The 23,349-nt window shown below is 58.6% G+C and carries 23 protein-coding genes; 18 read left to right on the forward strand and 5 right to left on the reverse strand.

What is annotated here, in order from left to right:
- Positions 1 to 27: 27 nt before the first annotated feature.
- The 4 genes from GS630_RS10235 (at position 28) to GS630_RS10250 (ending at position 6,887) form a co-directional block, all read left to right on the forward strand.
- Positions 28 to 2,733 carry a DUF2339 domain-containing protein gene (locus GS630_RS10235; protein ID WP_171619605.1) on the forward strand — a complete coding sequence of 902 codons (2,706 nt, stop codon included), beginning with the start codon at positions 28 to 30 and terminating at the stop codon, positions 2,731 to 2,733.
- 163 nt (positions 2,734 to 2,896) lie between these two features.
- Positions 2,897 to 5,809, forward strand: a complete 2,913-nt coding sequence (ileS, locus tag GS630_RS10240) for an isoleucine--tRNA ligase (RefSeq protein WP_171619607.1) — start codon at positions 2,897 to 2,899, stop codon at positions 5,807 to 5,809.
- 78 nt (positions 5,810 to 5,887) lie between these two features.
- Positions 5,888 to 6,343 (forward strand): methylated-DNA--[protein]-cysteine S-methyltransferase, encoded by a 456-nt coding sequence (locus tag GS630_RS10245; RefSeq protein WP_171178002.1) that lies wholly within the window; start codon positions 5,888 to 5,890, stop codon positions 6,341 to 6,343.
- 76 nt (positions 6,344 to 6,419) lie between these two features.
- Positions 6,420 to 6,887 (forward strand): hypothetical protein, encoded by a 468-nt coding sequence (locus GS630_RS10250; RefSeq protein ID WP_171178000.1) that lies wholly within the window; start codon positions 6,420 to 6,422, stop codon positions 6,885 to 6,887.
- Between the two features lie 22 nt (positions 6,888 to 6,909).
- Here the strand turns inward: GS630_RS10250 and GS630_RS10255 are convergent, their stop codons facing one another.
- The 4 genes from GS630_RS10255 to fsa all read right to left on the reverse strand — a co-directional run bounded on the left by GS630_RS10255 (position 6,910) and on the right by fsa (position 10,150).
- Positions 6,910 to 7,605 carry a phosphatidylcholine/phosphatidylserine synthase gene (locus tag GS630_RS10255; protein ID WP_171177998.1) on the reverse strand — a complete coding sequence of 232 codons (696 nt, stop codon included), beginning with the start codon at positions 7,603 to 7,605 and terminating at the stop codon, positions 6,910 to 6,912.
- Positions 7,606 to 7,674: 69 nt separating this feature from the next.
- On the reverse strand, positions 7,675 to 8,595 hold the full coding sequence (locus tag GS630_RS10260) for a tyrosine-type recombinase/integrase (RefSeq protein ID WP_171619609.1): 921 nt from the start codon (positions 8,593 to 8,595) through the stop codon (positions 7,675 to 7,677).
- On the reverse strand, positions 8,592 to 9,299 hold the full coding sequence (locus GS630_RS10265) for a DUF484 family protein (protein ID WP_171177994.1): 708 nt from the start codon (positions 9,297 to 9,299) through the stop codon (positions 8,592 to 8,594). The genes GS630_RS10260 and GS630_RS10265 overlap by 4 nt, the downstream gene beginning before the upstream one ends.
- A 197-nt stretch (positions 9,300 to 9,496) precedes the next feature.
- Complete coding sequence (fsa, locus tag GS630_RS10270; RefSeq protein ID WP_152457215.1) at positions 9,497 to 10,150, reverse strand: fructose-6-phosphate aldolase; 654 nt, start codon at positions 10,148 to 10,150, stop codon at positions 9,497 to 9,499.
- Positions 10,151 to 10,238: 88 nt separating this feature from the next.
- Here fsa and GS630_RS10275 point away from each other — a divergent pair, with 88 nt between their 5' ends.
- The 4 genes from GS630_RS10275 (at position 10,239) to GS630_RS10290 (ending at position 15,138) form a co-directional block, all read left to right on the forward strand.
- Positions 10,239 to 12,434 (forward strand): primosomal protein N', encoded by a 2,196-nt coding sequence (locus GS630_RS10275; RefSeq protein WP_171177992.1) that lies wholly within the window; start codon positions 10,239 to 10,241, stop codon positions 12,432 to 12,434.
- A gap of 79 nt (positions 12,435 to 12,513) precedes the next feature.
- Positions 12,514 to 13,746 (forward strand): MFS transporter, encoded by a 1,233-nt coding sequence (locus GS630_RS10280; protein ID WP_171619611.1) that lies wholly within the window; start codon positions 12,514 to 12,516, stop codon positions 13,744 to 13,746.
- Between the two features lie 66 nt (positions 13,747 to 13,812).
- Entirely contained in the window at positions 13,813 to 14,691 is an 879-nt protein-coding gene (locus GS630_RS10285; RefSeq protein WP_171619613.1) for a 50S ribosomal protein L11 methyltransferase, read from the forward strand.
- A 90-nt stretch (positions 14,692 to 14,781) separates the two neighbouring features.
- Positions 14,782 to 15,138 carry a hypothetical protein gene (locus GS630_RS10290; protein ID WP_253282784.1) on the forward strand — a complete coding sequence of 119 codons (357 nt, stop codon included), beginning with the start codon at positions 14,782 to 14,784 and terminating at the stop codon, positions 15,136 to 15,138.
- Positions 15,139 to 15,241: 103 nt separating this feature from the next.
- Here GS630_RS10290 and GS630_RS10295 read toward each other — a convergent pair whose 3' ends face one another.
- A complete protein-coding gene (locus tag GS630_RS10295; protein ID WP_171238127.1) occupies positions 15,242 to 15,457 on the reverse strand; it encodes a DUF1127 domain-containing protein in 216 nt (71 codons plus the stop codon).
- Positions 15,458 to 15,791: 334 nt separating this feature from the next.
- Here GS630_RS10295 and ruvC point away from each other — a divergent pair, with 334 nt between their 5' ends.
- From ruvC to pal, 10 genes are all read left to right on the forward strand, one after another.
- Positions 15,792 to 16,289: a crossover junction endodeoxyribonuclease RuvC gene (gene ruvC, locus GS630_RS10300; protein WP_171619615.1), complete on the forward strand. Its 498-nt coding sequence runs from the start codon at positions 15,792 to 15,794 to the stop codon at positions 16,287 to 16,289.
- Positions 16,286 to 16,963: a Holliday junction branch migration protein RuvA gene (gene ruvA, locus GS630_RS10305; RefSeq protein WP_171619617.1), complete on the forward strand. Its 678-nt coding sequence runs from the start codon at positions 16,286 to 16,288 to the stop codon at positions 16,961 to 16,963. Before ruvC ends, ruvA begins: the two co-directional genes overlap by 4 nt.
- A gap of 4 nt (positions 16,964 to 16,967) precedes the next feature.
- Positions 16,968 to 17,987, forward strand: coding sequence for a Holliday junction branch migration DNA helicase RuvB (ruvB, locus tag GS630_RS10310; protein WP_171712007.1), 1,020 nt, complete (start codon positions 16,968 to 16,970; stop codon positions 17,985 to 17,987).
- A gap of 63 nt (positions 17,988 to 18,050) precedes the next feature.
- The gene (locus GS630_RS10315) at positions 18,051 to 18,674 is read left to right on the forward strand and encodes a hypothetical protein (protein WP_171178103.1); all 624 of its coding nucleotides are present in this window, start codon (positions 18,051 to 18,053) and stop codon (positions 18,672 to 18,674) included.
- Entirely contained in the window at positions 18,671 to 19,054 is a 384-nt protein-coding gene (ybgC, locus tag GS630_RS10320) for a tol-pal system-associated acyl-CoA thioesterase (protein WP_171177974.1), read from the forward strand. Before GS630_RS10315 ends, ybgC begins: the two co-directional genes overlap by 4 nt.
- 110 nt (positions 19,055 to 19,164) lie before the next feature.
- A complete protein-coding gene (tolQ, locus tag GS630_RS10325; RefSeq protein WP_171177972.1) occupies positions 19,165 to 19,860 on the forward strand; it encodes a protein TolQ in 696 nt (231 codons plus the stop codon).
- Between the two features lie 2 nt (positions 19,861 to 19,862).
- Positions 19,863 to 20,339, forward strand: coding sequence for a protein TolR (tolR, locus tag GS630_RS10330; RefSeq protein ID WP_171177969.1), 477 nt, complete (start codon positions 19,863 to 19,865; stop codon positions 20,337 to 20,339).
- A 9-nt stretch (positions 20,340 to 20,348) separates the two neighbouring features.
- A complete protein-coding gene (locus tag GS630_RS10335) occupies positions 20,349 to 21,452 on the forward strand; it encodes an energy transducer TonB (RefSeq protein WP_171177967.1) in 1,104 nt (367 codons plus the stop codon).
- On the forward strand, positions 21,449 to 22,768 hold the full coding sequence (tolB, locus tag GS630_RS10340) for a Tol-Pal system beta propeller repeat protein TolB (protein ID WP_171619619.1): 1,320 nt from the start codon (positions 21,449 to 21,451) through the stop codon (positions 22,766 to 22,768). The genes GS630_RS10335 and tolB overlap by 4 nt, the downstream gene beginning before the upstream one ends.
- A 72-nt stretch (positions 22,769 to 22,840) precedes the next feature.
- Complete coding sequence (gene pal / locus GS630_RS10345) at positions 22,841 to 23,347, forward strand: peptidoglycan-associated lipoprotein Pal (protein WP_171177962.1); 507 nt, start codon at positions 22,841 to 22,843, stop codon at positions 23,345 to 23,347.
- Positions 23,348 to 23,349 lie beyond the last annotated feature (2 nt).

Consider the following 23,349-nt stretch of genomic DNA (forward strand, 5'->3'; position numbering starts at 1 on the left):
GCCACAAGACAAAGATCGGAGACCGCGTTGGAATCGCTACTTGTTCTTGTTGGGCTGATTGTTCTGGCAATCCCGGTGACTCTGGTTGTGCTGGTGGTCGGGCAGACCCGATTGCGTCGTCGCGTAGCAGATTTGGAGGCGCAGATTTCAACCCTGTCTTCAGCTGATACGGTGGTTTCTGAGGGGCCGTTAGAAAAGGTGCCTGATCCACAGTCGGAAGCTGAACAGGAACCCCGCAGGCCCGCCCCATGGGCCGCGCCCAAAAGGCCAGCAGAAGAAACTTTGGTTGGAACGGCGGATGTGACTTCATCGGCCATCGTATTCACTCATGACCGGTTTACAGCGTTCGGCGATTGGCTGCGCGAGAACTGGTTTTATGCGGTCTCAGCCGTATCGCTGGCTTTGGCCGGGATATTTCTTGTGCAATACGGCGTCGAAAACGGATTGCTGCCTCCTGCTGCCAGGGTTCTGGCTGCACTTGGATTCGGTTCGATTCTGATCACTGCGGGTGAAGCCTTGCGTCGGAAATTCGGCGATGATGAGGACGCGACCACCGCCTATTTACCATCGGTCTTTTCTGGGGCAGGGCTTGTTACCCTTTTCGGGGCCATTCTGGCGGCGCGTCAGCTGTACGACCTGATCGGTGCCGAGGCGGCGCTGGCGGGGATGGTCGCGGTCGCCGTGATCGGCCTTGTTCTGGGGTGGTTCCATGGCCCGCTGTTGGCCGCGGTTGGCCTGATCGGCGCATTTTTGGCCCCATTTCTGGTTGGCGGAGCGTCCGAGGATCCCTCGTGGCTTTATGCCTATTTCCTGCTGGTTGCCGTTTTGGGGCTTGGCATCGACACAGTCCGGCGCTGGGCTTGGGTGTCCGTTCTGACCGTGTTTGGAGCCTATTCGGCGAACCTTCTGCTGGTAGCAGGCGCGCCAAACACGGAACCGGGTTATCTGGTCGCCACATTGATACTGGCGCTTTTGGTGATCGCCATTCCTGCGCGGCGCGTCTGGCCGGATCATTCAGGGCCCATGGTCTCTCAGATGATCCGCTATCCAAAGGCGCGCCCATGGCCGGATTTTCCGACCCGATTGGCCGCCGGGGCCATTGCAGTAAGTTCGGCGATTTTGGCCTGGCATTGGGCCGACACGGAAACTGAGTTCTGGCTTGGTGTTACTTTACTGTCCGCACTTGTGCTGGCCCTGCTTCTTTGGGCTAAGGATGCACCTGCGCTTCAGGACCTGACCGTCCTGCCAGCCGTCGGGCTTGTGTTTAACGTCCTGATGCACGGGCTTGACCAAGGCGCAGCTTTTCTAGGCTTTGCAGCCACCTATGCGGAAACGGCTGAGGCCGACTATCCGATGGTCGTCACGGTGCTGGTCGCCTTGGGGGCTTTGATCTCAATCCTAATGGCGTGGCGGTCTGCGAAAGCAACCCAGTTTCGCGCCATCTGGGCCGGAGGGGCGGCTCTGTTTGCCCCGGTAATGGCTATCGGGCTGGAGGTCGGCTGGCATCCGGCTTCTGTGATCGGGGCCTACCCCTGGGCCTTGCACGCGGTTGCGCTGGCCGTCCTGATGGTGGTGATTGCGGAACGTTTTGCACGGGTCGACGGAGAGGATCGGATGCGTGCTGCGTTGGCCACTTTGTCTGCGCTGTCTTGTCTGGTCTTTGCCTGCGTCATCGTGCTCAGCGCGGCGGCACTGACGGTGGCGCTGGTGGCAAGCGTCGTGGCGGCGGCGGCTCTGGATCGCAGGTTCACTTTGCCCCCGATGAGCTGGTTTATCTGGGCCGGTGTCTTCACTGTCACCGTTCGACTGGTGCTTGATCCGGGGCTGGATTGGGCAAATTCGGCTCCGGTGCTCGAGATGACATTGGTTTACGGCTCGGCCACGGTGGGGTTTGTGGCGGGTTGGTGGGTGCAGCGCCCCTTGCAGCGCCCAGTGGTGTCATTGCTGCTGGAAAGCGCAGCGTGGGCGACAGGTGGCATTCTGCTGTCCCTGTTGCTGCTGCGCTGGCTTGAAGGGTTTGGCGAAGGCGGCGCCGACAACAGCCATTGGGCTCTGGGACTGCTGGCGGTCATCTGGCTGCTGCTGGCTTTTGCTCAGGTTCAGAGATTTGAGCTGGGCGGTAAGCTGAACTATGCGCGTTACGTGTTGGCGGTTTTTTTTGCCGCGCATGGTCTGTTCTATCTCATGCTTGCCGTGTCCGAGCAAAACCCGCTGTTGAATCCAAATGCTGATCCGGTGCTCGGTCTGCCGGTTTTCAACACGCTTGCCATTGCGTATCTGCTGCCCGCGCTGGTTATCGCCGGGTCCGCTTGGCGGATCAAAGACATGCCCAACCAGATCACGATGACAAGCTATGTGGCGGCAGGGGGGCTTGCGGCCATGTGGTTGGGTTTGACAATCCGCCACGTCTGGCAGGGCTCTGCGGGCATGTTTGAAGGAAACGGCGTCACACAGCCCGAGCTTTACACTTATACTCTGGTTCTGCTGCTGATCGGATCTGCGCTGTTCTATCAATCTTTAGCCCGCGGATCGGACCTGATGCGGCAGGCGGGCCTCGTTGTGATCGGGTTGGCTGTTGCCAAGGTCTTTCTGATCGACATCGCAGGGCTAGGCGGGTTGATCCGGGTCTTCTCGCTGCTTGCGCTTGGCCTTGCGCTGGCTGGTCTGGCATGGCTGAACCGCTGGGCCAAACTGCGCCATTCGCCGCATGAGGCAGAACCTCTGGACCATTAGGCGCGGGCGTCTTATAAGCCCGCCATGCATGACCGTTTGGCCATCATTATTCGAATTATATCCCCGGCGCTCTGACCCTCTGAGACGCCGGGCAAAGGTGTTTGAGAACTCGCACCGACCGCTTCGATCCTAGTACGACCAGATCATCCAAAGGACGCCCCCAATGTGCGCCGACACGATCCAGACACCTGATTACAAAGACACGCTGAACCTGCCCAAAACCGAATTCCCCATGCGCGCTGGCCTACCCAAGCGCGAACCCGCATGGCTGGAACGGTGGGAGACCATCGGCGTCTATGACCGCCTGCGCGAGAAACAAGGCCGCACGCCCTTTACCCTGCATGACGGGCCCCCCTATGCGAACGGCCACCTGCATATCGGCCACGCGCTGAACAAGACCATCAAGGACATGATCGTGCGCAGCCATCAGATGATGGGTTTCGACGCGCGTTACGTGCCCGGCTGGGACTGCCACGGCCTGCCGATCGAATGGAAGATCGAAGAACAATACCGCAAGAAGGGCAAGAACAAGGACGAGGTGAACATCGTCGACTTCCGGCAGGAATGCCGCAAGTTTGCCGAGGGCTGGATCGATATCCAGCGCGAAGAGTTCAAGCGCCTGGGCATCACCGGTAACTGGCCTGATCCCTACATCACCATGGACTATCACGCCGAGGCCGTGATCGCGGATGAGTTCATGAAGTTCCTGATGAACGGTACGCTTTATCAGGGCTCGAAGCCCGTAATGTGGTCGCCGATCGAAAAAACCGCTCTGGCCGAGGCCGAGGTCGAGTATCACGACAAGGAAAGCTTCACCATCTGGGTGAAGTTCAAGGTTGTGAATGCGGGTGATTTGGATGACGCGTTTGTCGTAATCTGGACAACGACCCCATGGACCATGCCGTCGAACAAGGCAGTCGTGTACGGCAAAGACGTCTCTTACGGCCTGTACGAAGTCACCGGCGCGCCAGAGGAATGCTGGGCCAAGGTAGGCGACAAGTTCCTGCTGGCCGACAACCTGGCCGCTGACGTTCTGGGTCGCGCGCGTCTGAACGACGACCAGTGGACCCGCGTTCATGACGTGACCGCGGATGAGCTGGAAGGCGTTCAACTGACCCACCCGCTGGCCGGTGCCGAAGGCGGCAATGGCGAATGGGACGACATCCGCGATTTTCGCGCTGCTGAGTTCGTGACCGACACCGAAGGGACCGGCTTTGTTCACTGTGCACCATCGCACGGGATGGAAGAATTCGAGCTGTATCGTGACTTGGGGATGCTCGAGCAGGTAATCACTTATAACGTGATGGACGACGGTAGCTTCCGCGCTGATCTGCCGTTCTTTGGCGGCAAATACATCCTGTCCCGTAAGGGCGGCGAGGGCGACGCGAACAAAGCCGTCATCGACAAGCTGGCCGAAGTTGGCGGGCTGCTGGCGCGTGGCAAGATCAAGCACAGCTATCCTCATTCATGGCGCTCGAAAGCTCCCATCATCTACCGTAACACACCGCAGTGGTTTGCCTCGGTTGACCGTAAGCTGGACGATGGCATGGGCGAGATGGGTGATACCATCCGTGAACGGGCCCTGCGGTCCATCGACGAGCTGGTGAAATGGACGCCGCAAACCGGCCGTAACCGCCTCTATTCGATGATCGAAGCGCGCCCGGACTGGGTTCTGTCCCGCCAGCGCGCCTGGGGCGTGCCGCTGACTTGCTTCACCAAGAAGGGCGCTTTACCCACCGACGTGGATTATCTGCTGCGCAACGCGGACCTGAACGCGCGCATCAAGGCGGCGTTCGAGAAAGACGGTGCAGACGTCTGGTACACCGACGGCTTCAAAGAAAAGATCCTCGACGGCATCGCCAACCCGGAAGACTACGATCAGGTTTTCGACGTGCTGGACGTGTGGTTCGACTCGGGCTCGACCCACGCATTTGTTCTGCGCGATCGTGAGGATGGCACCGAGGACGGTATCGCCGATGTCTACATGGAAGGCACTGACCAGCACCGCGGTTGGTTCCATTCGTCCATGCTGCAGGCTTGCGGCACCAAGGGTCGCGCGCCGTACCGCAACGTGGTGACCCACGGCTTCACGCTGGATGCCAAGGGCAACAAGATGTCCAAATCGCTGGGCAACACGATTGTGCCCGAAGAGGTCGTCAAGCAATACGGTGCCGATATCCTGCGTCTGTGGGTGGCGCAGACCGACTATACCGCCGACCAGCGGATCGGGCCTGAGATCCTGAAAGGCACTGCCGACAGCTATCGTCGCCTGCGCAATACCATGCGGTTCATGCTGGGCTCGTTGTCCGACTTCACCGAAGCGGATCGGGTCGAGCCCGAGGATATGCCGCGTCTGGAACGCTGGGTCCTCAGCCGTCTGGCCGAACTGGATGAACAAGTGCGCAAGGGCTACGCGTCCTTCGACTTTCAGGGTGTGTTCAGCGCCGTCTTTACGTTTGCCACAGTTGATCTGTCGTCTTTCTACTTCGACGTCCGCAAGGATGCGCTGTACTGCGATGGCGACAGCCTGCGCCGTCGTGCGTCGCGCACTGTTCTGGACATTCTGTTCCACCGCCTGACAACCTGGTTGGCTCCGGTTCTGGTGTTCACTATGGAAGAGGTGTGGCTGGAACGCTTCCCGGGCGATGATAGCTCGGTCCATCTGGTGGATTTCCCGGACACACCCGCCGACTGGCGTCACGCCGAGTTGGAAGAGGCCGTGGCCAAAGTGCGCCGCGTTCGCCGCGCGGTGACCGCTGCGCTGGAAGTTCAGCGCCAGGACAAGGTCATCGGATCGAGCCTCGAAGCCGCGCCGATCGTGCATGTCGAAGATCAGGAGACCCGTGACCTGCTGGCAACCTTTGACGTGGATGATCTGTGCATCACTTCCGGATTGGCGGTTTCGGGTGATCCTGCCCCTGCCGAGGCGTTCCGCGTGCCTGAAATCGAAGGCGTTGCGGTGGTCTTTGAAAAAGCCGAGGGCGCGAAATGTCAGCGGTGCTGGAAAATCCTGCCCGACGTGGGCCGCCACACGCATCCGGGTGTATGCAGCCGCTGTAACGACGCGCTTGGTTAACACTTACCCCCAGCCCATCGGCTGGGGGTTTTTCTTTCCCTGCTTGCAACAGCTTTGGTGATCTGAAACGCTGCGCCTATGCCGATGATTGCCGTGGAAACCCAATTTGGATGTCTGGGTGTCGAAGAAACAGACGGAGCCCTCACGCGCCTGGTCTGGGATGGCCGGGATGTGGGAGAACCGACGGATCTGTTGCGTGAAGCCGCCGCGCAATTGAAAGCGTATGACGCCGGGGAATTGGACCGGTTTGACCTTCCTTACCGCATCGCAGGGTCTGACTTCCAACGACAAGTCTGCGATCTGATGTATGCGATTCCTCTCGGCGAAACGCGTACTTACGGAGATATCGCAAAAGAGCTTGGGCAGCCTGCGCAACCTGTAGGGCAGGCTTGCGGTGCAAACCCCATTCCGGTGATCATTCCCTGCCACAGAGTTCTTTCAGCAAACGGTCTGGGTGGCTTTTCCGGCGCGGGCGGGGTCGAGACCAAAGTGGCCCTGTTGCGCCATGAGCGCGCAGCCGGGCTTTTGATCTGATCCGTGAAATTCGGTTGCAATCCGTCAACGGCGGGCACACCATATACGTGTTGTTGAATTTGAAGGACCGCATTGCATGACCACGGATCAAGATCGCGCCGCCCGAAAGAAGGCCATTATTGACAGGTTGATGTCACTTGAAGCGCAAGAGCTTGCAACGGCGCAGGCGCATTACGATGCGTATTTGAAGGACGCTCAACTGGATGATCGGGAAGGTCACGACAAGGATGACCTTGCCGCCTCACGCGAAAACGCTGACTTGGCGGCTGCGTTTGACGCCCCTGTGCACGCACATCACGCCAAGATCGACGTGATTGAAAACACCGACTTCGGTCTGACGGACACAGTTCAGCCCGGCGCAGTGATCAAGTTCAACAATCGCAGATTTGTCGTGTGCGTTTCGACCACCCGGTTCGAGGTGGATGGAAAGACCTATATGGGCATTTCAACACAAAGCCCGATTTACTTGGCCATGGTGGGCCTGCAAGAGGGTGATGTCTTTACCCATAACGGCACCGAGTTCGAGGTGCAGGACGTCATGTAGCTCGACTGTCGGCAGCGCTGCGTCAGGCGTGGCGCTGCGGTATGATTTGTTGCGCGATGCCTGCAAAGGTCAGATACAGGCTGGTGATCACCAGACCCCAATGCGCCCAGCTTTCAGGGTGAAAATCGACCCAGGCCGCCCAACCGGCAAAGAACGTCCACGCCAGAGCCATGGGCAGGGTCAGGCCGCGCCAACGCTCGGTGCGTACGGGATGGACAAACTTGAGCGGCAGGAACATCGCAAGCGACAGCAGTGTCACCAACAGCAGAATAATCCAGAAATTCGGTTCGAGCGCGAAGATCACGATAACGAACATGTTCCAGCATCCGGGAAAACCGGAAAAGGAGTTGTCCTTGGTCTTCATCCGGGTGTCCGCGAAATACATCGCGCTGGCAAAGGTTATGACGATTATCGCAAACCATCCGGTCCAGCCGTCCATCAGCCCGGACTTGAACAGGGCAAAGGCCGGGATGAACACATAGGTCAGGTAGTCAATGATCAGATCCAGCAGCACGCCGTCAAATTCGGGCGCGTTCTTTTTGACGTGGTAATGACGCGCCAGAGGACCGTCGATGCCGTCCACAATGAATGAGACAACCAGCCAAAGATACATAAGGCTCCATTTCTCTTCGACGGCAGCCAGCATGGCGAGCATGGCAAAAACGGCGCCAGTTGCAGTGAAGAGATGGACGGAAAGAGCTTTGAATCTGAGTGTCATGCACGCGTCATGACTGATGCACGCCTGAGATGCAAACCAAAAGCCACGCGGTTTTGATGCATGTGTGTGTCAGGCTTTGGGGTGCGCGCGGTTGTAGACTTCCATCAATCGCGCTGTGTCCACGGCAGTATAGGCTTGTGTGGTTGAAAGCGACGCGTGTCCCAAAAGTTCTTGAATGGCGCGCAAGTCGCCTCCCGCCGAAAGAAGGTGCGTGGCAAAGCTGTGTCGCATGGCGTGGGGTGTTGCGGTCGCAGGCAGGCCCAGTTGCATCCGGGCTTTCGCCATGACGCCCTGTATCGCACGTGGATTCAACGCCCCGCCGCGGACGCCGCGAAACAAGGGTGTGTCAGGGGCCTGCGGGTGAGGGCACAGCTGCATGTACCGGTCGACGGCTTCCTGAGCAGCGGGCAAAACGGGAACGACCCTCTCTTTGTCGCCCTTTCCGATGATACGCAAGCTTGCAGGTAAAGGTGCGTCAGCACCGGTCAATGACAACGCCTCGGATATGCGCAGCCCGCACCCGTAAAGCAACGTCACCACTGCCACGTCCCGCGCGGCGACCCAATCTGAAGTGGATTGCACCTCGACCGTGTCGATCATGGCGCGGGCAGCGTCTTCGGCCAGAGGGCGGGGCAGTTTCTTGGTGAACTTTGGTGCGCGTGTGGACAAGACAGCAGTGGGTTCAAAGCCTTCACGTTCGGCCAGCCAGCGGTAAAAGCTTTTGACGGCCGAGAGTTTGCGAGCGAGTGATCGTGCACCAACATCACCGCTGCGTTGATCTGCCATCCAGGCGCGCATGTCCGATACGGTGATCCGTTCCAGTGCTTTCAATCCTTGCCGTTCGGCATGGTGCAGCGTCATGAACGACAGGAACTCGGTCACATCGCCACGATAGGCGGTTTGCGTATTCTCGGACCGTCCCGCCAGCGCACCCAAGCCGTCCAGCCAATGCTGCAACGCATCGCGGCAGGCGGGTGAAATCAGGCTCACGACAGCCAGTGGCGCATCGAGCGTTCGAACACGCCGGCGAAAAAGCTTAAAAGGTCGGTGCCGAGCTGTGGTGTGAAATGCCGAGGGTCACGCGCACCCATGACAATCATTCCCGGCAGGCGGCCGGGGCCGAGGTTAAGCTTCAGGCAGGCTTCGGAGCGCAATTGATCTGCAAGCGCGCCAAAAATGCGGCGGTTGGGGTGATGGACCTCGCGCAGAGTGACGTCGCGGGCGGGACCGCCGCGATCAATGGTCAGGTACTGGTCGATGAAGCCGGGTTCGGCAATTGTCAGAACGCCGCCCAGCTTGTCGACGGCTGGATCGTCCTGAACCACTGTTGTTTCCAGAACCAAAGTGATGTGATCAACACGCAAAATATCTGCCACGTCCGCACCAAGCGCGCGTAGGAAATCTTCGAATTCAACGGGCTCCAACAGGCGCAGAATCGCACGATGCACTTGATTGGTGCCTGCCAGGTTCTCATAAGCCGCCGCAATGACAGACCGGTGGGTGTCTTCCAGCCGGTCCAGCCGCGCTTCGAGCCGTTGCATGGCGATGCCGCGCAGATCGATCACATTGTCGCCGCGTGCGCGTTCATTGGCGCTGACCAGCGCCTGCATCAGGTCCTTGTCATCCAGCACGACGTCAGGCTCAGCCAGAATCGCCGCGCGGAGGTTATCCTCGAGTTTGGGGTTGCTGCTCATGTCCCGTCCGGTCTTTTTTTGTTGAGCGGCTTATAACATACCAGACCGGTTTTGCCTTGGGAAAAATGCACGTAAAGGTGGATTTCCTTGAGTGCTGTGACGATGAGGCTCTCGCCCCTCATGCTTGATCACAAATCAGGCATAGGGCCGTTGGGTCGGGCGCGGTGCCTGAAAGCACCGCGCAGTTATTCTAAAGATCAGAGGATTTTTTGACCGGTCTTGGCCCAATCGGCCAGGAAGGTTTCCAGGCCTTTGTCGGTCAGAGGATGATCGGCCAGCTTCTTGATCACGGCTGGTGGAGCAGTGATGACATCGGCACCAATGCGGGCGCTGTCGGTCACATGGTTCACGGTGCGGATCGATGCGGCAAGGATCTCAGTCTCGAACCCGTAATTGTCATAGACCTGACGGATGTCGGCAATCAGATCCATGCCGTCGAGGTTGATGTCGTCGAGACGACCAATGAAAGGCGAGATGAAAGTCGCACCTGCTTTGGCAGCAAGAATGGCCTGATTGGTCGAGAAACAGAGCGTCACGTTGACCATCTGACCTTCGTCGCTGAGCGTTTTGCAGGTTTTCAGGCCAGCCCATGTCAGCGGCACTTTCACTGCGATGTTTGGAGCGATTTTGGCCAGCTTGCGGCCTTCGGCGATCATGTCATCGGCTTCGGTGGCGACAACTTCGGCCGAAACCGGCCCGTCGACCAAATCACAGATCTCTTTGGTTACTTCCAGAATGTCGCGACCCGACTTTAGGATCAGCGAAGGGTTGGTGGTCACACCGTCCACCATGCCCAGATCGTTCAGTTCGGCGATGGCGTCGATCTCGGCGGTGTCTACGAAGAATTTCATGAGGGCAGTCCTTTGATGGGTTGGCCTTGGTCGCGGATGGCTTTACCTCAAAGTGAGCCATGCTGGAACCCCCTGCTAAGGATATGCTGTGAGCGCTAACGGATTTTTCGACCAAGGAGAGCTGATTGCGGTGCTGACAACGCAGCCGCTGGACCGGACGTTGGATTACAAAGCGCCTGAAGGCGGGTGCTTTCTGGGTGCGTTTGTCGAAGTGCCTTTGGGGCCACGCAAGGTTCTGGGTGTGGTCTGGGGCCCGGGACAGGGCGGGTTTGATCTGAACAAGGCGCGGTCTGTGATCCGGGTACTCGAAGTCGCGCCGATGCGTGAAGAAATGCGGGCTTTTCTAGGTAAGGTGGCCGACTACACGCTGACGCCGATGCCTGCCATGCTGAGGCTGGCGACGCGTGCGCCGGGGTTGGGCGACCCGCCGTCAATGCGCAAGGTCTATCGTCTTGGCAGTGGCGAACCGGACCGGATGACCGATGCGCGATCCCGTGTGATGGAGGTTTTGCGCGACTATGGTGGTCTCGCCTTCACCTTGAAAGAGCTTGCCGAGCAGGCAGGTGTAACCTCCTCTGTTGTCAAAGGGTTGGTTAAACAAGGCGCCGTCCGGGAGGAGGACAGTCCGCGTGATCTGCCGTACCCGCATCTTGATCCGAACCTGCCCGGGAAAGATCTGACCGAAGATCAGGCGGCGGCTGTGACCCGATTGCAAGCCGGGCAGCGGACGGGGGGTTATGGCACGACATTGCTGAAAGGCGTTACAGGTTCGGGCAAGACCGAAGTGTATCTGGAGGCAGTGGCCGAAGCCCTGCGCATGGGACGACAGGCTTTGGTCTTGCTGCCGGAAATTGCGCTGACCGCTGAATTCCTGACCCGTGTCGAGGCGCGGTTTGGTGCACGACCTGCCGAGTGGCACTCGGGCGCGACCATGACGGAACGCCGACGGGTCTGGAGAATGGTCGGGCAGGGGAATGCGCAGTTGGTTGTGGGCGCGCGATCTGCATTGTTTTTACCGTTCCGCGATTTGGGGCTGGTGGTGGTCGATGAGGAACACGATACCTCTTACAAGCAGGAAGACGGCGTGCACTACAGCGCGCGGGATATGGCAGTTCTGCGTGCGGCCATTTGTGGTGCGCGGGTGATTCTGGCCAGCGCCACGCCCTCGTTGGAAAGCTGGGCCAATGCCGAAGCAGGCAAATACGAGCGGGCGGATCTGACCTCGCGCTTTGGCGCGGCGGTCCTGCCCGAAATGAAGCCCATCGACATGCGGGTCGAACAGATGCAGCCCGGGACATGGATTTCTCCGTCCCTGCGACAGGCGGTGCAGCAGCGGATCGAGAAGGGTGAACAATCGCTGCTGTTCATCAACCGACGTGGTTATGCTCCCGTGACCCTGTGCCGGGCCTGCGGAGAACAGATCGCCTGCGATCATTGTGACGCGCGAATGGTTGAGCACCGGTTCCTGAAACGCCTTATGTGCCACCAATGCGGTGAGACCAAACCCATGCCAGATGCCTGCCCGTCCTGCGGGGTAGAAGGCAAGCTGGCCCCGGTTGGGCCGGGGATCGAGCGGCTGGCAGAAGAGGCCGAGGCGACCTTTCCTGACGCCAAGATTGCGATGCTGAGTTCCGACCTTTTCGGTTCAGCACGCGCACTGAAGGCCAAGATCGAAGAGATCGCCGAGGGCGATGCCGATATCATCATCGGCACTCAGTTGGTTGCCAAGGGACATAACTTTCCCAAACTCACATTGGTTGGTGTGATTGATGCGGACTTGTCACTGCACGGTGCCGATTTGCGCGCGGCGGAACGGACGTTTCAATTGATGCGGCAGGTTGCCGGGCGTGCTGGCAGGGCGGATAAGCCGGGGCAGGCGTTGTTGCAGACGTTCCAACCAGAACATCCAGTGATACGTGCCATCCTGTCTGGCGACGAAGAAGGGTTCTGGAAAGCGGAAGCCGCAGGGCGGCAGGCGGCGGGGGTTCCCCCTTATGGGCGCATGGCCGGTATCGTGCTGTCGGGGCCAGAGGTCGGCCCTGTCTTCGATATCGGAAACGCGATGGCGCGCAATGATGCCCCTGTGCGCGATGTGGGGGGGCAAGTTTTTGGCCCTGCACCAGCGCCGATTGCACGTATTCGCGGACGGCACCGTGTGCGCCTGCTGGTCAAAGCCCCAAAAGGTGCCCCCATTCAGGACGCGATTGCTCGCTGGATCGCGCCTTTGCGTCTGAAAGGGGACATCCGTCTGACTGTCGATATCGACCCGCAGAGCTTTTACTGACTTCTGCATCAGCGCAGGTCGGCTGTGCGCGAACGGCTTACCTCTCGCCAAAGCGCCAAAATGGGCGTAGAGGACCAATATGCTGAAACCCATGCCCCTTAACGAGGCGCAGAGCCTTCCGTTCTGGCGTCGTCCTGTCACGCTCTTGTTTGTGATGGCCATGACCATGCCCATCGCGTTCAATGCGTGGAGCGCGCTGCTGAACAATTTCGTCATTGAGGTGGCGAATTTTGATGGGGCCGATATTGGCCTGCTGCATACGGTACGTGAAATTCCGGGCTTTCTTGCGATTGGCGTGATCGCCGTCATCATTTTCATCCGCGAGCAGGTTCTGGCGATGATTTCGCTGATGATGCTTGGGGTGGCAACGGCTGTAACTGCCTGGTTCCCCAGCTTGGGTGGGTTGTTGTTTGTGACCCTGTTCAGCTCGATCGGGTTTCACTACTATGAAACGGTAAATCAGTCGCTGCAGCTGCAATGGCTGCCCAAGGATCGCGCGCCGCAAATTCTGGGATGGCTGGTTGCGATGGGGTCGGCAGCGACGGCGGTGGTCTATGGGTTGATCGTTCTGACCTGGGAGCGCTTTGATCTTTCCTATAACTTCGTTTTCATGGCCGCAGGCGGCGTGACGGTCTTGTTGGCCCTGTTCAGCCTGATCGCCTATCCTCAGTTTGACGCCCCAACACCGCAGACCAAAAAGCTGATCCTGCGTCGCCGGTACTGGCTCTACTATGCGCTGCAATTCATGGCCGGCGCACGGCGGCAGATCTTTATTGTGTTTGCCGGGTTCATGATGGTCGAAAAGTTCGGTTTCAAAGTGCATGAAATGACCAGCCTTTACCTGATCAACCTGATGATCAACATGATGGCCGCGCCTTTGCTGGGCAAAGCTGTGGCAAAGTTTGGCGAGCGGCGCACCCTGATCTTCGAATATGCCGGACTGGCCATCGTGTTTGCGGCTTATGGCGGTATCTACTGGTTTGGCTGGGGTGTGTTGCTGGCTGCGATCCTATATGTGATCGACCATGTGCTATTCGCACTGGCGCTGGCGCTGAAAACCTATTTTCAGAAAATCGCGGACCCAGCGGACATTGCACCGACAGCGGCCGTGGCTTTCACGATCAACCATATCGCCGCTGTGTTCTTGCCTGCATTGCTGGGGCTTTTATGGGTGGTTTCGCCGGGCGCAGTGTTTGGTTTGGCGGCGGCTATGGCAATTGTTTCACTTCTGTTGTCGCTGTTGATCCCGCGCCATCCCGAACCGGGCAATGAGACAATCCTGACCAAATACGCTCCGGCGCCTGCGGAATAGGCCGGACGGCTTGACCTTGGCGGCACGGCGTCCTAGGCGCTGTGCCAACTGAGACAGGAGGCCCAGATGCCCACATTCACCGCGCTGACTACGCTGACAGGTAAGAAGGCCGCCGAAGGTCTGGGCGAAGCCATGGAGCGTTTGGAGCCGGAACCCACCGGTGTTGGTGTGTTCGAGGTTGAGGACGGTTCGGGCCTGTGGGAAGTGGGCGGCTATTTCACCGAAGCCCCGGACGAGACTGCACTGGCGGTACTGGCAGCGGCGTTTGAAGCGAAGCCGTTTGTCGTCTCGGAATTGCCTGAAACAGATTGGGTCGCACATGTGCGTCGCGAGCTTGCACCAGTCGAAGCCGGTCGGTTTTTTGTCTACGGCAGCCATGATGCCGACAAGCTGCCCGAAGGCCGCATTCCGTTGCTTATCGAAGCTGCAATGGCCTTTGGCACTGGGCATCACGGCACAACACTGGGTTGCTTGAAAGCACTGGATCGCTTGTTGGACGAAGGATTTACTGCGTCAAAAGTGGCCGATATTGGCTGCGGTACGGCCGTTTTGGCTATGGCTGCCGCTCGGGTCTGGGATGGCGAAATCATTGCCAGCGATATCGACGAAGTCGCCGTTGACGTGGCCGAGGCGAACCTGAAGGCAAACGGTATGTCCGGTGCGGTGAAATGCGTGGAAGCCGCTGGCTTCGATCATCCTGACCTAAAGGCACACGCCCCGTATGATCTGATCTTTGCCAATATTCTGAAGGGTCCGCTGGTGGCGTTATCGCCTGAAATCTCCGCGAATCTGCGCCCAGGAGGGTATGCGATCCTGTCGGGAATCCTTAACGAACAGGCCGATGATGTGGTTTCGGTTTATTCACAAAACGCGTTCAATCTTGCTCATAGAGGTGAGATTGGTGAATGGACGACGCTAATCTTAACCAAACAGGGCGCGAATTAGGCGATTTGCAGGAGTTTTGTGGAATTTTGCCACGCTTTTGTCGCAATCTCTAATTACCGTTTTCTGATCAAAGTCGAGGGGGGCGGTTTTTTGGAGGCTGCCATGACGGGTAAACAACTGGAGTTCACTCAGCGCGTTAATCGCCTGAACAAAAAGCATCAGAAGATGAGCCGGGGCTATCGCGCAACGATGCGCAAAGATGGCCTGGTTGTCATGAGACCGCAACGAATCAGTTCGGCCGTGCCGGTAAGGGTCCTGCTGTTCACGCTTGTCGCGTTCTTTGTGTTCAAGGCGTTCCTTCTGTCACACCTTGGCCCCTCCGGATACCAATATAGAATAGACAGCTTGAACGAAGGCACCAAGGTCGAACAGGCAGGGGCATGGGTGATGCAAATTGATCCTGTGTCGCAGGCGCTGTCTCAGCAAATGAACAAGATTCTCTTCTGATCTCGAAACATGAAAAAATAAACACCGCGTGCCGTAATGCGCGCGGTGTTTGTCTTTGCCCCACTCGAGGGAGGAGATTGGGGCGCGTGAGTGGTTGCCGGAGTTACCGACGGCCCTCGGCGATGGCGTCAATGTCGCCACGGCACAGGCCGATGTCTTCCAGTTCGCGGTCGCTCAGAACGATCAGCGCGTTGCGGGTTACGCGGGCGTCATTCCATTCGATTGCGGCGTTCACGGCCGATACGAAAAATACGCCGATACGGCCAACGAGGCCGAACGAGCCAGTGGTGGCGATGCGGGTAGTGTCCAGTGCAGCCATATCCTGTTTCCTTCTGGTTTGTGTTCACTTTTCAATCTTGCGATCTGAGCGGCATCTAGTGCTGCCAATTCGCGTGCACAAGTTCAGTTTTTGCATGTGTCCTATGCATTTTTTGCAATGCTCTGAAATGCTGAAACCCCCTTAATTTATTGGTAAATTTGCGTTAACAAAGGTGCCGTTTTCAGACCTTTTTCGGGTCGTAAATCTGCCTCTGGGTCGCGGCTGAGATATAGGTGTCGTTTTCAGACTTTGGGCCAATTCGCTTGGAAAATGTTCACGCTTCGTGCTAGGCGTTGAAAAAAGATCACAAAACCCGAGCAGGCCGAGGCACAACATGCGAATTCTAGGCATTGATCCGGGGCTTAGGACCCTGGGATGGGGCGTCATCGAATCAAATGGCAGCCGTCTGAGCCATGTAGCCAATGGGTTATGCAAATCAGATGGGGGCGATCTGGGTGAGCGCCTGTTGTCGCTGCACAACCAGATTGTCGAAGTGATTGCCGATCACCGCCCGGATCAGGCCGCCATCGAACAGACATTTGTGAACAAGGATGGGGCAGGGACGCTTAAGCTGGGTCAGGCGCGGGGCGTTGCGTTGCTGACATTGGCGCAGGCTGGATTGCCGGTGGGCGAATATGCTCCCAATCGGGTCAAGAAGACGGTGGTTGGCGTGGGCCATGCCGAGAAAGAGCAGGTCATCCACATGGTCAAGTTGCAACTGCCGGGATGTTTGCCAAAAGGAGCTGACGCTGCAGATGCGCTGGCGATTGCCATCTGCCACGCCTATTACGGAAAGACACAACAACCGCGTGTTAAAGAGGTGCGGGCATGATTGGCAAACTGACAGGGCGGCTGGACTATCGCGCAGCAGATCACGTTCTGATCGATGTGCAAGGTGTTGGCTATATCGTCTATTGTTCCGACCGGACTTTGGCGGCGTTGCCGGGCGTCGGCGAGGCAGTCTCGATCTATACCGACATGGTCGTGCGCGAAGATCTGATGCAGCTTTACGGGTTTCTCTCGTTGGTCGAAAAGGAATGGCATCGCCTTTTGTGCTCGGTTCAGGGTGTCGGCGCAAAGGTGTCTTTGGCCATCCTCAGCGCTTTGGGGCCGGATGGTGTAAGCCGCGCCATTGCCCTGGGCGATTGGGGTGCGGTCAAAGCGGCCAAAGGGGTAGGGCCGAAAACGGCGCAGCGGATTGTGCTGGACCTCAAGGACAAAGCGCCGGGGGTCATGGCTATGGGCGGCACGGTCGCCGAGGCGCTGGATGGGCCCGCGCTTGAGGTAGTGGAACTGGCCGAACCCGCGCTCGCTCCAAAACGGTCATCGAAACCGCCATCGGGGGCTGCTGCGGCATCCGCCGGTGCATTGTCGGCACTGGCCAATCTTGGATATGGACCGTCTGACGCGGCAGCAGCCGTGGCCGAGGCGGCGGCAAGCCAACCTGAAGCGGGCGAGGCTGATCTGATCCGCGCCGCGCTCAGATTGTTGGCTCCGAAAGGGTAGTTAAATGGTAGATGCTGATCCCACCCTGCGCCCGGATCCTCTGCCCGAGGACAACGATCGTGCATTGCGTCCGCAAGGGCTGAACGAGTTCATCGGTCAGGCCGAGGCGCGGGCCAACCTGCGTATATTTATTCAATCCGCCAAGCAACGGGGCGAGGCGATGGATCATACCTTGTTCCATGGCCCGCCGGGATTGGGGAAAACAACCCTGGCACAAATCATGGCGCGTGAGTTGGGTGTCAACTTTCGTATGACCTCCGGCCCGGTTCTGGCCAAAGCTGGCGATCTGGCGGCGATCCTGACCAATCTGGAAGCGCGCGATGTTCTGTTCATCGATGAAATCCACCGTTTGAATCCGGCGGTGGAAGAGGTGCTGTATCCCGCGATGGAAGATTTTGAGCTGGATCTGGTGATCGGCGAAGGACCTGCGGCCAGAACCGTGCGGATCGAATTGCAGCCGTTCACGCTGGTGGGGGCCACGACCCGAATGGGTTTGCTGACAACCCCTTTGCGCGACCGTTTCGGTATCCCGACGCGATTGCAGTTCTACACAGTCGATGAATTGCACGAGATCGTTACGCGCAACGCGCGAAAGCTGGGGGCTCCGGCAGATGATGACGGCGCGGGCGAGATTGCGCGCAGGTCACGTGGCACCCCTCGGATTGCGGGGCGGTTGCTGCGGCGGGTTGTGGATTTTGCCATCGTTGAAGGCGACGGTCGGATAACACGCGAACTGGCGGACGGAGCCTTAACGCGGCTGGGTGTGGACCACCTGGGGCTTGATGGGGCGGACCGCCGGTATCTAAAACTGATCGCCGAAAACTATGGGGGCGGCCCGGTCGGTATTGAAACAATGTCGGCAGCCTTGTCAGAAAGCCGCGACTCGCTGGAAGAAGTGATCGAACCCTTCTTGTTGCAGCAAGGTTTGATTCAACGAACCCCGCGTGGACGGATGTTGGCGCAGAAGGCGTGGACTCATTTGGGCATGACTGCGCCGAAGCGGCAGAGCGATCTGTTTGGTTGAAGCGGTGCGATCAGGGTTTTGTGCCTCCGGCGGCCGTATTTGAAACAAGAAGAAGGACTGGGTGTGACACCAGAAGAAATTGAGGCGCTGTTTACACGCGAAAGCGGTGAGTTCCTGTTTGCGCGTTGGGGACGTCCCATCGTGCCAATCGTGTTTGGTGTCGAAGACGAGACGCTGGTGACCGTCAAGGGCGCGTTCGAAGCCGTTGTAACTTTGGCTGGGCATAAGATGGCCGAGACCGATCCCGAGCTTGGTGCCAATTGCATGGTCTTCTTTTTTCGCGACTGGCAAGAACTGCTGGAAGTGCCTGATCTTGATCGGCTGGTCCCGGACCTTGGGCCTTTGGTGGAACGCCTGGTGGCTGCGGATGCCAATCAGTATCGAATATTCCGGTTCGAAGAAGATGGCGCAATCCGTGCGGCGTTTGTGTTCCTGCGTATGGACAAGGAATTGTCCAAGGTTCCGGCGGAAACGCTTGCCCTTAGCCAGGTGGTGCAGACCGTCTTGCTTTGGTCCGATACTGCGTTTCGCACGCAATCACCGCTGGCTGTCGCCGGTGAGGCAACGATCCTGCGCCCTGACATTGCTGCATTGATCCGGGCCGCCTATGATCCGGTCCTGCCTGGGGCGGCGCAGGATGCGTCTCATGCACTCAGGCTGTTTGCCCGGCTGGAGCTGCCACAATGAAACACGTGTACCCGGTTCGCGTTTACTATGAAGACACCGACATGGGCGGTGTTGTCTATCACGCGAATTATCTGCGGTACATTGAGCGTGCCCGCTCGGACTGGGTGCGCAATCTGGGCAATGATCAGAATGCCATGCGGGACGAGGGCATTGTTTGGGTCGTGCGGCGCGTTGAGGCCGATTACCTTTCGCCTGCCAAGTTTGATGACGAGTTGATCGTTGAAACCGAAGTGACTGAGATTTCCGGCGTGCGCCTGACGATGGCGCAGTTGGTTCGGCGGGGGGAAACCGAGATTTTTCGCGCTTCAGTTACGGCTGTGTGCATCAACAAGGAAGGCAAGCCGATCCGCCTTCCGGCAGAGATTCGCGCATTGATGTAACAATTTGCGGGCCAAGGGTGGTTCTATTGGCTTTTCAACCCCAATTGCGTTAGCGTTTGGCAAAACAAGGCCAAACAAACGGCCGTCAGGCAAAAACAAAGAGCAGGTTCATGGAAGCTGAAACGCTGGCGCTGGCGCAGGAGATCGATTTCTCCATGTGGGGGCTGTATGCCCGCGCGACCTTTATCGTCAAATTGGTGATGTTGATGCTGATCGGTGCATCGATCTGGTCCTGGGGCATTATCATCCAAAAGCTGATCAACTATCGGGCCGCACGTCGTGAGGCGCAGGTGTTTGATGAAAGCTTTTGGTCGGGCAACCCTTTGGATGAGCTGTTTGAGCAGATCGGAGCGCAACCGGACGGCAGTTCTGAAAAGATCTTTGCCGCAGGCATGATCGAATGGCGAAGGTCGCACCGAAATGATGGTGGGCTGATCGCCGGTGCAACTGCGCGGATCGACCGATCGATGGATGTTGCCATCGCAAAAGAGGCAGAGACCTTGCAGAAAGGGTTGCCCATTTTGGCCACGGTGGGATCAACCGCGCCGTTTATTGGCCTGTTCGGTACCGTATGGGGCATCATGAATGCCTTTATCGAGATTGCCGAGCAGCAGAACACCAATCTGGCCGTTGTCGCCCCCGGTATCGCCGAAGCGCTGTTGGCGACGGGCCTGGGTTTGTTGGCCGCGATCCCTGCGGTTATTTTCTATAACAAGCTTAGCGCGGATAGTGACCGGATTGTTGGTGGCTACGAAGCTTTTGCCGATGAGTTCGCCACCATTCTGTCGCGTCAGTTGGACAGCTGACCATGGGCGCGGCGGTTCAGCAATCTTCGGTTGGTAACGGGCGCAGACGCGGACGGCGTCGCGGGCGCGCTCAACCCATGGCCGAGATCAACGTGACGCCGTTTGTGGACGTGATGCTGGTGTTGCTGATCATATTCATGGTCGCGGCACCGCTGCTGACCGTGGGTGTTCCTGTCGATCTGCCTAAGACCGCGGCAAGCGCTTTGCCCGGTGACAACGAGGAACCATTGACCGTGACGCTCACCGCAGATGGGCGCGTGCAAATCCAGACGACTGATGTCTTGCGCGAAGAGTTGATTGGCAAGCTGCGCGCGATTGCGGCAGAGCGGAGCAGTGACCGTGTGTTCCTGCGCGCTGATGGTGCGATTCCATATGCACAGGTGATGCAGGTCATGGGCGCGCTGAATGCGGGCGGGTTTTCTAACGTTGGCCTTGTAACCGATACGGGCGGGCCAACGCTGGATGAAGGTGGAGAGTGAGGTCGCACGGTGGATACCGGCACCAAGATTTCGGCGATTGCGCATGTCAGCCTGATTGGCGTCGCACTTTTTGGCGGCACCTTTCGGTCCGAGCCGTTGCCGATGGCTGTCCAGGATGTTTCCGTGATCACCGCTGAACAATTCGCGGCTATGACCGCGCAGCGCGACGCGCCCGACGTCTCCGAAGTGCCTGCCGCTTTGCAACAACCGCCCGACCCTGAGCAGGCGGAAACCAGCCCGCCGGAACCGGTGGTTGAGCAACAGCCGCGCCCCGAACCCGTGGCGCCTGCTGAACCCGACCCTGAACCCGCGCCCGTTATCGTTGAAGCCCCGCCCGAGCCCGAGCTTCCGGAGGAGCCGCCTTCATTGGCCGAGCCTGAGGTTGAAACCGTTGCACAGCCCGTGCAGCCCGAACCAGAAGCGCAGCCGCGCCCTGCCGATCGCGTTGCGCCCGAGGCGATTGCGCCGCCACCGCCCGAGGCAACGCCGGATGAGTTTGAAACGCCTCCGGTGTCCTTGGATGAGGGCGCTGAGGTGCAGCAGGAACAGCAAGATCAAACCGCCCCGGAAGAGGCCGCGCCAGAGATTGTGACCGAGGCGGAAGAAACCAAGGAACCCCTGCTCAGTTCACCCCGCCCGCGCACACGCCCCAATCGGCCCAGCCCGCCGCCGGAACCGGAAGTTGCTGAAACGCCCGAGACGACCCCGGAACCCGAAACGCAGACAGACGAGACTGCGATAAACGATGCCTTGGCTGAAGCTCTGGGTGCTGGCACCGAGCCCTCGGGCCCGCCGCTCACCAGCGGTGAGAAAGATGCAATGCGACTGGCTGTATCCAGGTGTTGGAACGTAGGTTCACTGTCTACGGATGCGCTGAAAACGGTGGTCGTGGTTGCGTTTTCACTGAACCGTGATGGTACAGTTGTAGGCGGCAGTATTCGGATGCTGGACAGCTCTGGCGGGTCTGCCGGTGCCGCCAATCAGGCATACCAGGCCGCGCGACGCGCGATTTTGCGCTGTGGAGCCAAAGGATATGACTTGCCTGCTGACAAATACGCTCAGTGGCAGGATGTTGAGATTACATTCAATCCCGAGAGGATGCGGATCAAATGATGAAACTTCTGACCAGCCTCTTTGTCGGCCTGACATTGATGTCCGCGCCGGTTTACGCACAAAACGGCCCCCTGCGGCTGGAATTGGACCAAGGCATAATCGAGCCCTTGCCCTTTGCGGTTCCCAATTTCGTGCCCGATGGCCCTTCGGCCGCGCAATATGCGCAGGATATTTCGCGCGTGGTGGCAGCGGATCTGACCGGAACAGGTCTGTTTCGCGAAATCTCGTCGAATGCGTTCATCAGTCGGGTTAGCAGTTTTGAAGCGCCGGTTCAGTTCGCTGACTGGAAAGCGATTAATGCTGATGCGTTGGTTACTGGGGCAGTCAATGTTTCGGGGAAACGATTGACGGTCCGGTTCCGTGTCTGGGATGTGTTCTCGGGTCAGGAACTGGGCACCGGCCTGCAACTGGCAGGTACAACCGAGGGCTGGCGCCGCATGGCGCACAAGGTTGCCGATCAGGTCTATAGCCGGATCACAGGTGAAGGAGGGTATTTCGACAGCCGCGTGGCCTTTGTGTCGGAAAGCGGACCCAAGGATCAACGCCTCAAGCGGTTGGCGATCATGGATTACGACGGCGCAAATGTACAATACCTGACCGACAGTTCCGCCATCGTTTTGGCGCCGCGCTTTTCGCCCACGGGCGACCGGTTGCTGTATACCAGCTACGAAAGCGGCAGCCCGCGCATCTATGTTCTGGATGTGGGGCGCGTGAAACGGCAAGAACTCAAGACTCAGGACGGCACCATGAGCTTCTCGCCCCGTTTCTCGCCCGATGGTCGGTCCATTGTGTATTCGCTGATTCAGGGCGGTAACACGGATTTGTGGAAGATGGATCTGGCCTCGGGTCAAAGTACACGCCTGACCAACACGCCCGCGATTGAAACAGCGCCCAGCTATTCTCCGGATGGCAGCCGCATCGTTTTTGAAAGCGACCGGTCGGGCACACCGCAGCTTTATGTGATGCCTGCAAATGGGGGTGAGGCAACGCGGATCAGCTTTGGCGCGGGGCGTTATGGCACCCCGGTTTGGTCGCCGCGCGGCGATTTAATCGCCTTTACCAAGCAAAACAAAGGCCGGTTCCACATTGGCGTCATGCGCACGGACGGGTCGGAAGAACGGTTGCTGACTGCTTCGTTCCTGGATGAAGGTCCCACCTGGTCGCCCAATGGACGCGTTATCATGTTCACCCGCGAAACGCAGGGGGCAAGCGGTCGGGCCTCGCTATATTCAGTGGATATATCGGGCCGAAATCTGCGCCCGGTGCGCACTCCGGATGGTGGCAGCGACCCGTCATGGGGCCCGTTGCAGAATTGATCGCAGCAAAGTTCACAACGAATCGCGCCTGTGGTAGACAGGCGGCAATAAACAAAACACGAGGCACTTGAAATGAACGTATTGAGCAAAGTTCTGGCGCTGGGCGCGCTGAGTGTGATTGCCGCCTGTTCAAATAACGACCCTTCCGCTTTGGGGGGCGGTGGCGCAGGTGGCACTGGCGCTATAGTGCCGGGTTCGCCAAGCGACCCACGTTCGCCGGCGTATTTCCAGCAAACAGTTGGCGACCGTGTCCTTTTCGCTGTTGATCAGTCGACCCTTACACCGCAGGCACAAACCGTTCTGCAGGGGCAGGCAGAGTGGTTGTTGGCTAACCCCGATTTTGTCGCCACGATAGAAGGTCACGCGGATGAACAGGGTACGCGGGAGTACAACCTTGGTTTGGGCGCAAAGCGCGCAAATGCCGCGCGCGAGTATCTGATTTCCCGCGGGGTGGCGGGTAACCGTCTTAAAACAGTCAGCTACGGCAAGGAACGCCCGATCGAGATTTGCAGCACCGAGGACTGCTACGCCAAGAACCGCCGTGCGGTGACGGTGCTGACAGGGTCAACTCTGGGGTAAGA

It is taken from the genome of Ruegeria sp. HKCCD7303, from assembly GCF_013111185.1.
Lineage (GTDB): Bacteria > Pseudomonadota > Alphaproteobacteria > Rhodobacterales > Rhodobacteraceae > Ruegeria.

What these genes read in the sequence shown, in the direction of transcription:
- ruvC (WP_171619615.1), top strand. Translation starts at nt 15,792, where the DNA reads ATGCGAATTCTAGGCATTGATCCGGGGCTTAGGACCCTGGGATGGGGC.
- GS630_RS10285 (WP_171619613.1), top strand. Translation starts at nt 13,813, where the DNA reads ATGCCCACATTCACCGCGCTGACTACGCTGACAGGTAAGAAGGCCGCC.
- GS630_RS10245 (WP_171178002.1), top strand. Translation starts at nt 5,888, where the DNA reads ATGCCGATGATTGCCGTGGAAACCCAATTTGGATGTCTGGGTGTCGAA.
- GS630_RS10265 (WP_171177994.1), bottom strand. Translation starts at nt 9,299, where the DNA reads ATGAGCAGCAACCCCAAACTCGAGGATAACCTCCGCGCGGCGATTCTG.
- GS630_RS10255 (WP_171177998.1), bottom strand. Translation starts at nt 7,605, where the DNA reads ATGACACTCAGATTCAAAGCTCTTTCCGTCCATCTCTTCACTGCAACT.
- GS630_RS10280 (WP_171619611.1), top strand. Translation starts at nt 12,514, where the DNA reads ATGCTGAAACCCATGCCCCTTAACGAGGCGCAGAGCCTTCCGTTCTGG.
- ileS (WP_171619607.1), top strand. Translation starts at nt 2,897, where the DNA reads ATGTGCGCCGACACGATCCAGACACCTGATTACAAAGACACGCTGAAC.
- GS630_RS10250 (WP_171178000.1), top strand. Translation starts at nt 6,420, where the DNA reads ATGACCACGGATCAAGATCGCGCCGCCCGAAAGAAGGCCATTATTGAC.
- tolQ (WP_171177972.1), top strand. Translation starts at nt 19,165, where the DNA reads ATGGAAGCTGAAACGCTGGCGCTGGCGCAGGAGATCGATTTCTCCATG.
- GS630_RS10295 (WP_171238127.1), bottom strand. Translation starts at nt 15,457, where the DNA reads ATGGCTGCACTGGACACTACCCGCATCGCCACCACTGGCTCGTTCGGC.
- ruvB (WP_171712007.1), top strand. Translation starts at nt 16,968, where the DNA reads ATGGTAGATGCTGATCCCACCCTGCGCCCGGATCCTCTGCCCGAGGAC.
- tolB (WP_171619619.1), top strand. Translation starts at nt 21,449, where the DNA reads ATGATGAAACTTCTGACCAGCCTCTTTGTCGGCCTGACATTGATGTCC.
- pal (WP_171177962.1), top strand. Translation starts at nt 22,841, where the DNA reads ATGAACGTATTGAGCAAAGTTCTGGCGCTGGGCGCGCTGAGTGTGATT.
- fsa (WP_152457215.1), bottom strand. Translation starts at nt 10,150, where the DNA reads ATGAAATTCTTCGTAGACACCGCCGAGATCGACGCCATCGCCGAACTG.
- tolR (WP_171177969.1), top strand. Translation starts at nt 19,863, where the DNA reads ATGGGCGCGGCGGTTCAGCAATCTTCGGTTGGTAACGGGCGCAGACGC.
- ybgC (WP_171177974.1), top strand. Translation starts at nt 18,671, where the DNA reads ATGAAACACGTGTACCCGGTTCGCGTTTACTATGAAGACACCGACATG.
- ruvA (WP_171619617.1), top strand. Translation starts at nt 16,286, where the DNA reads ATGATTGGCAAACTGACAGGGCGGCTGGACTATCGCGCAGCAGATCAC.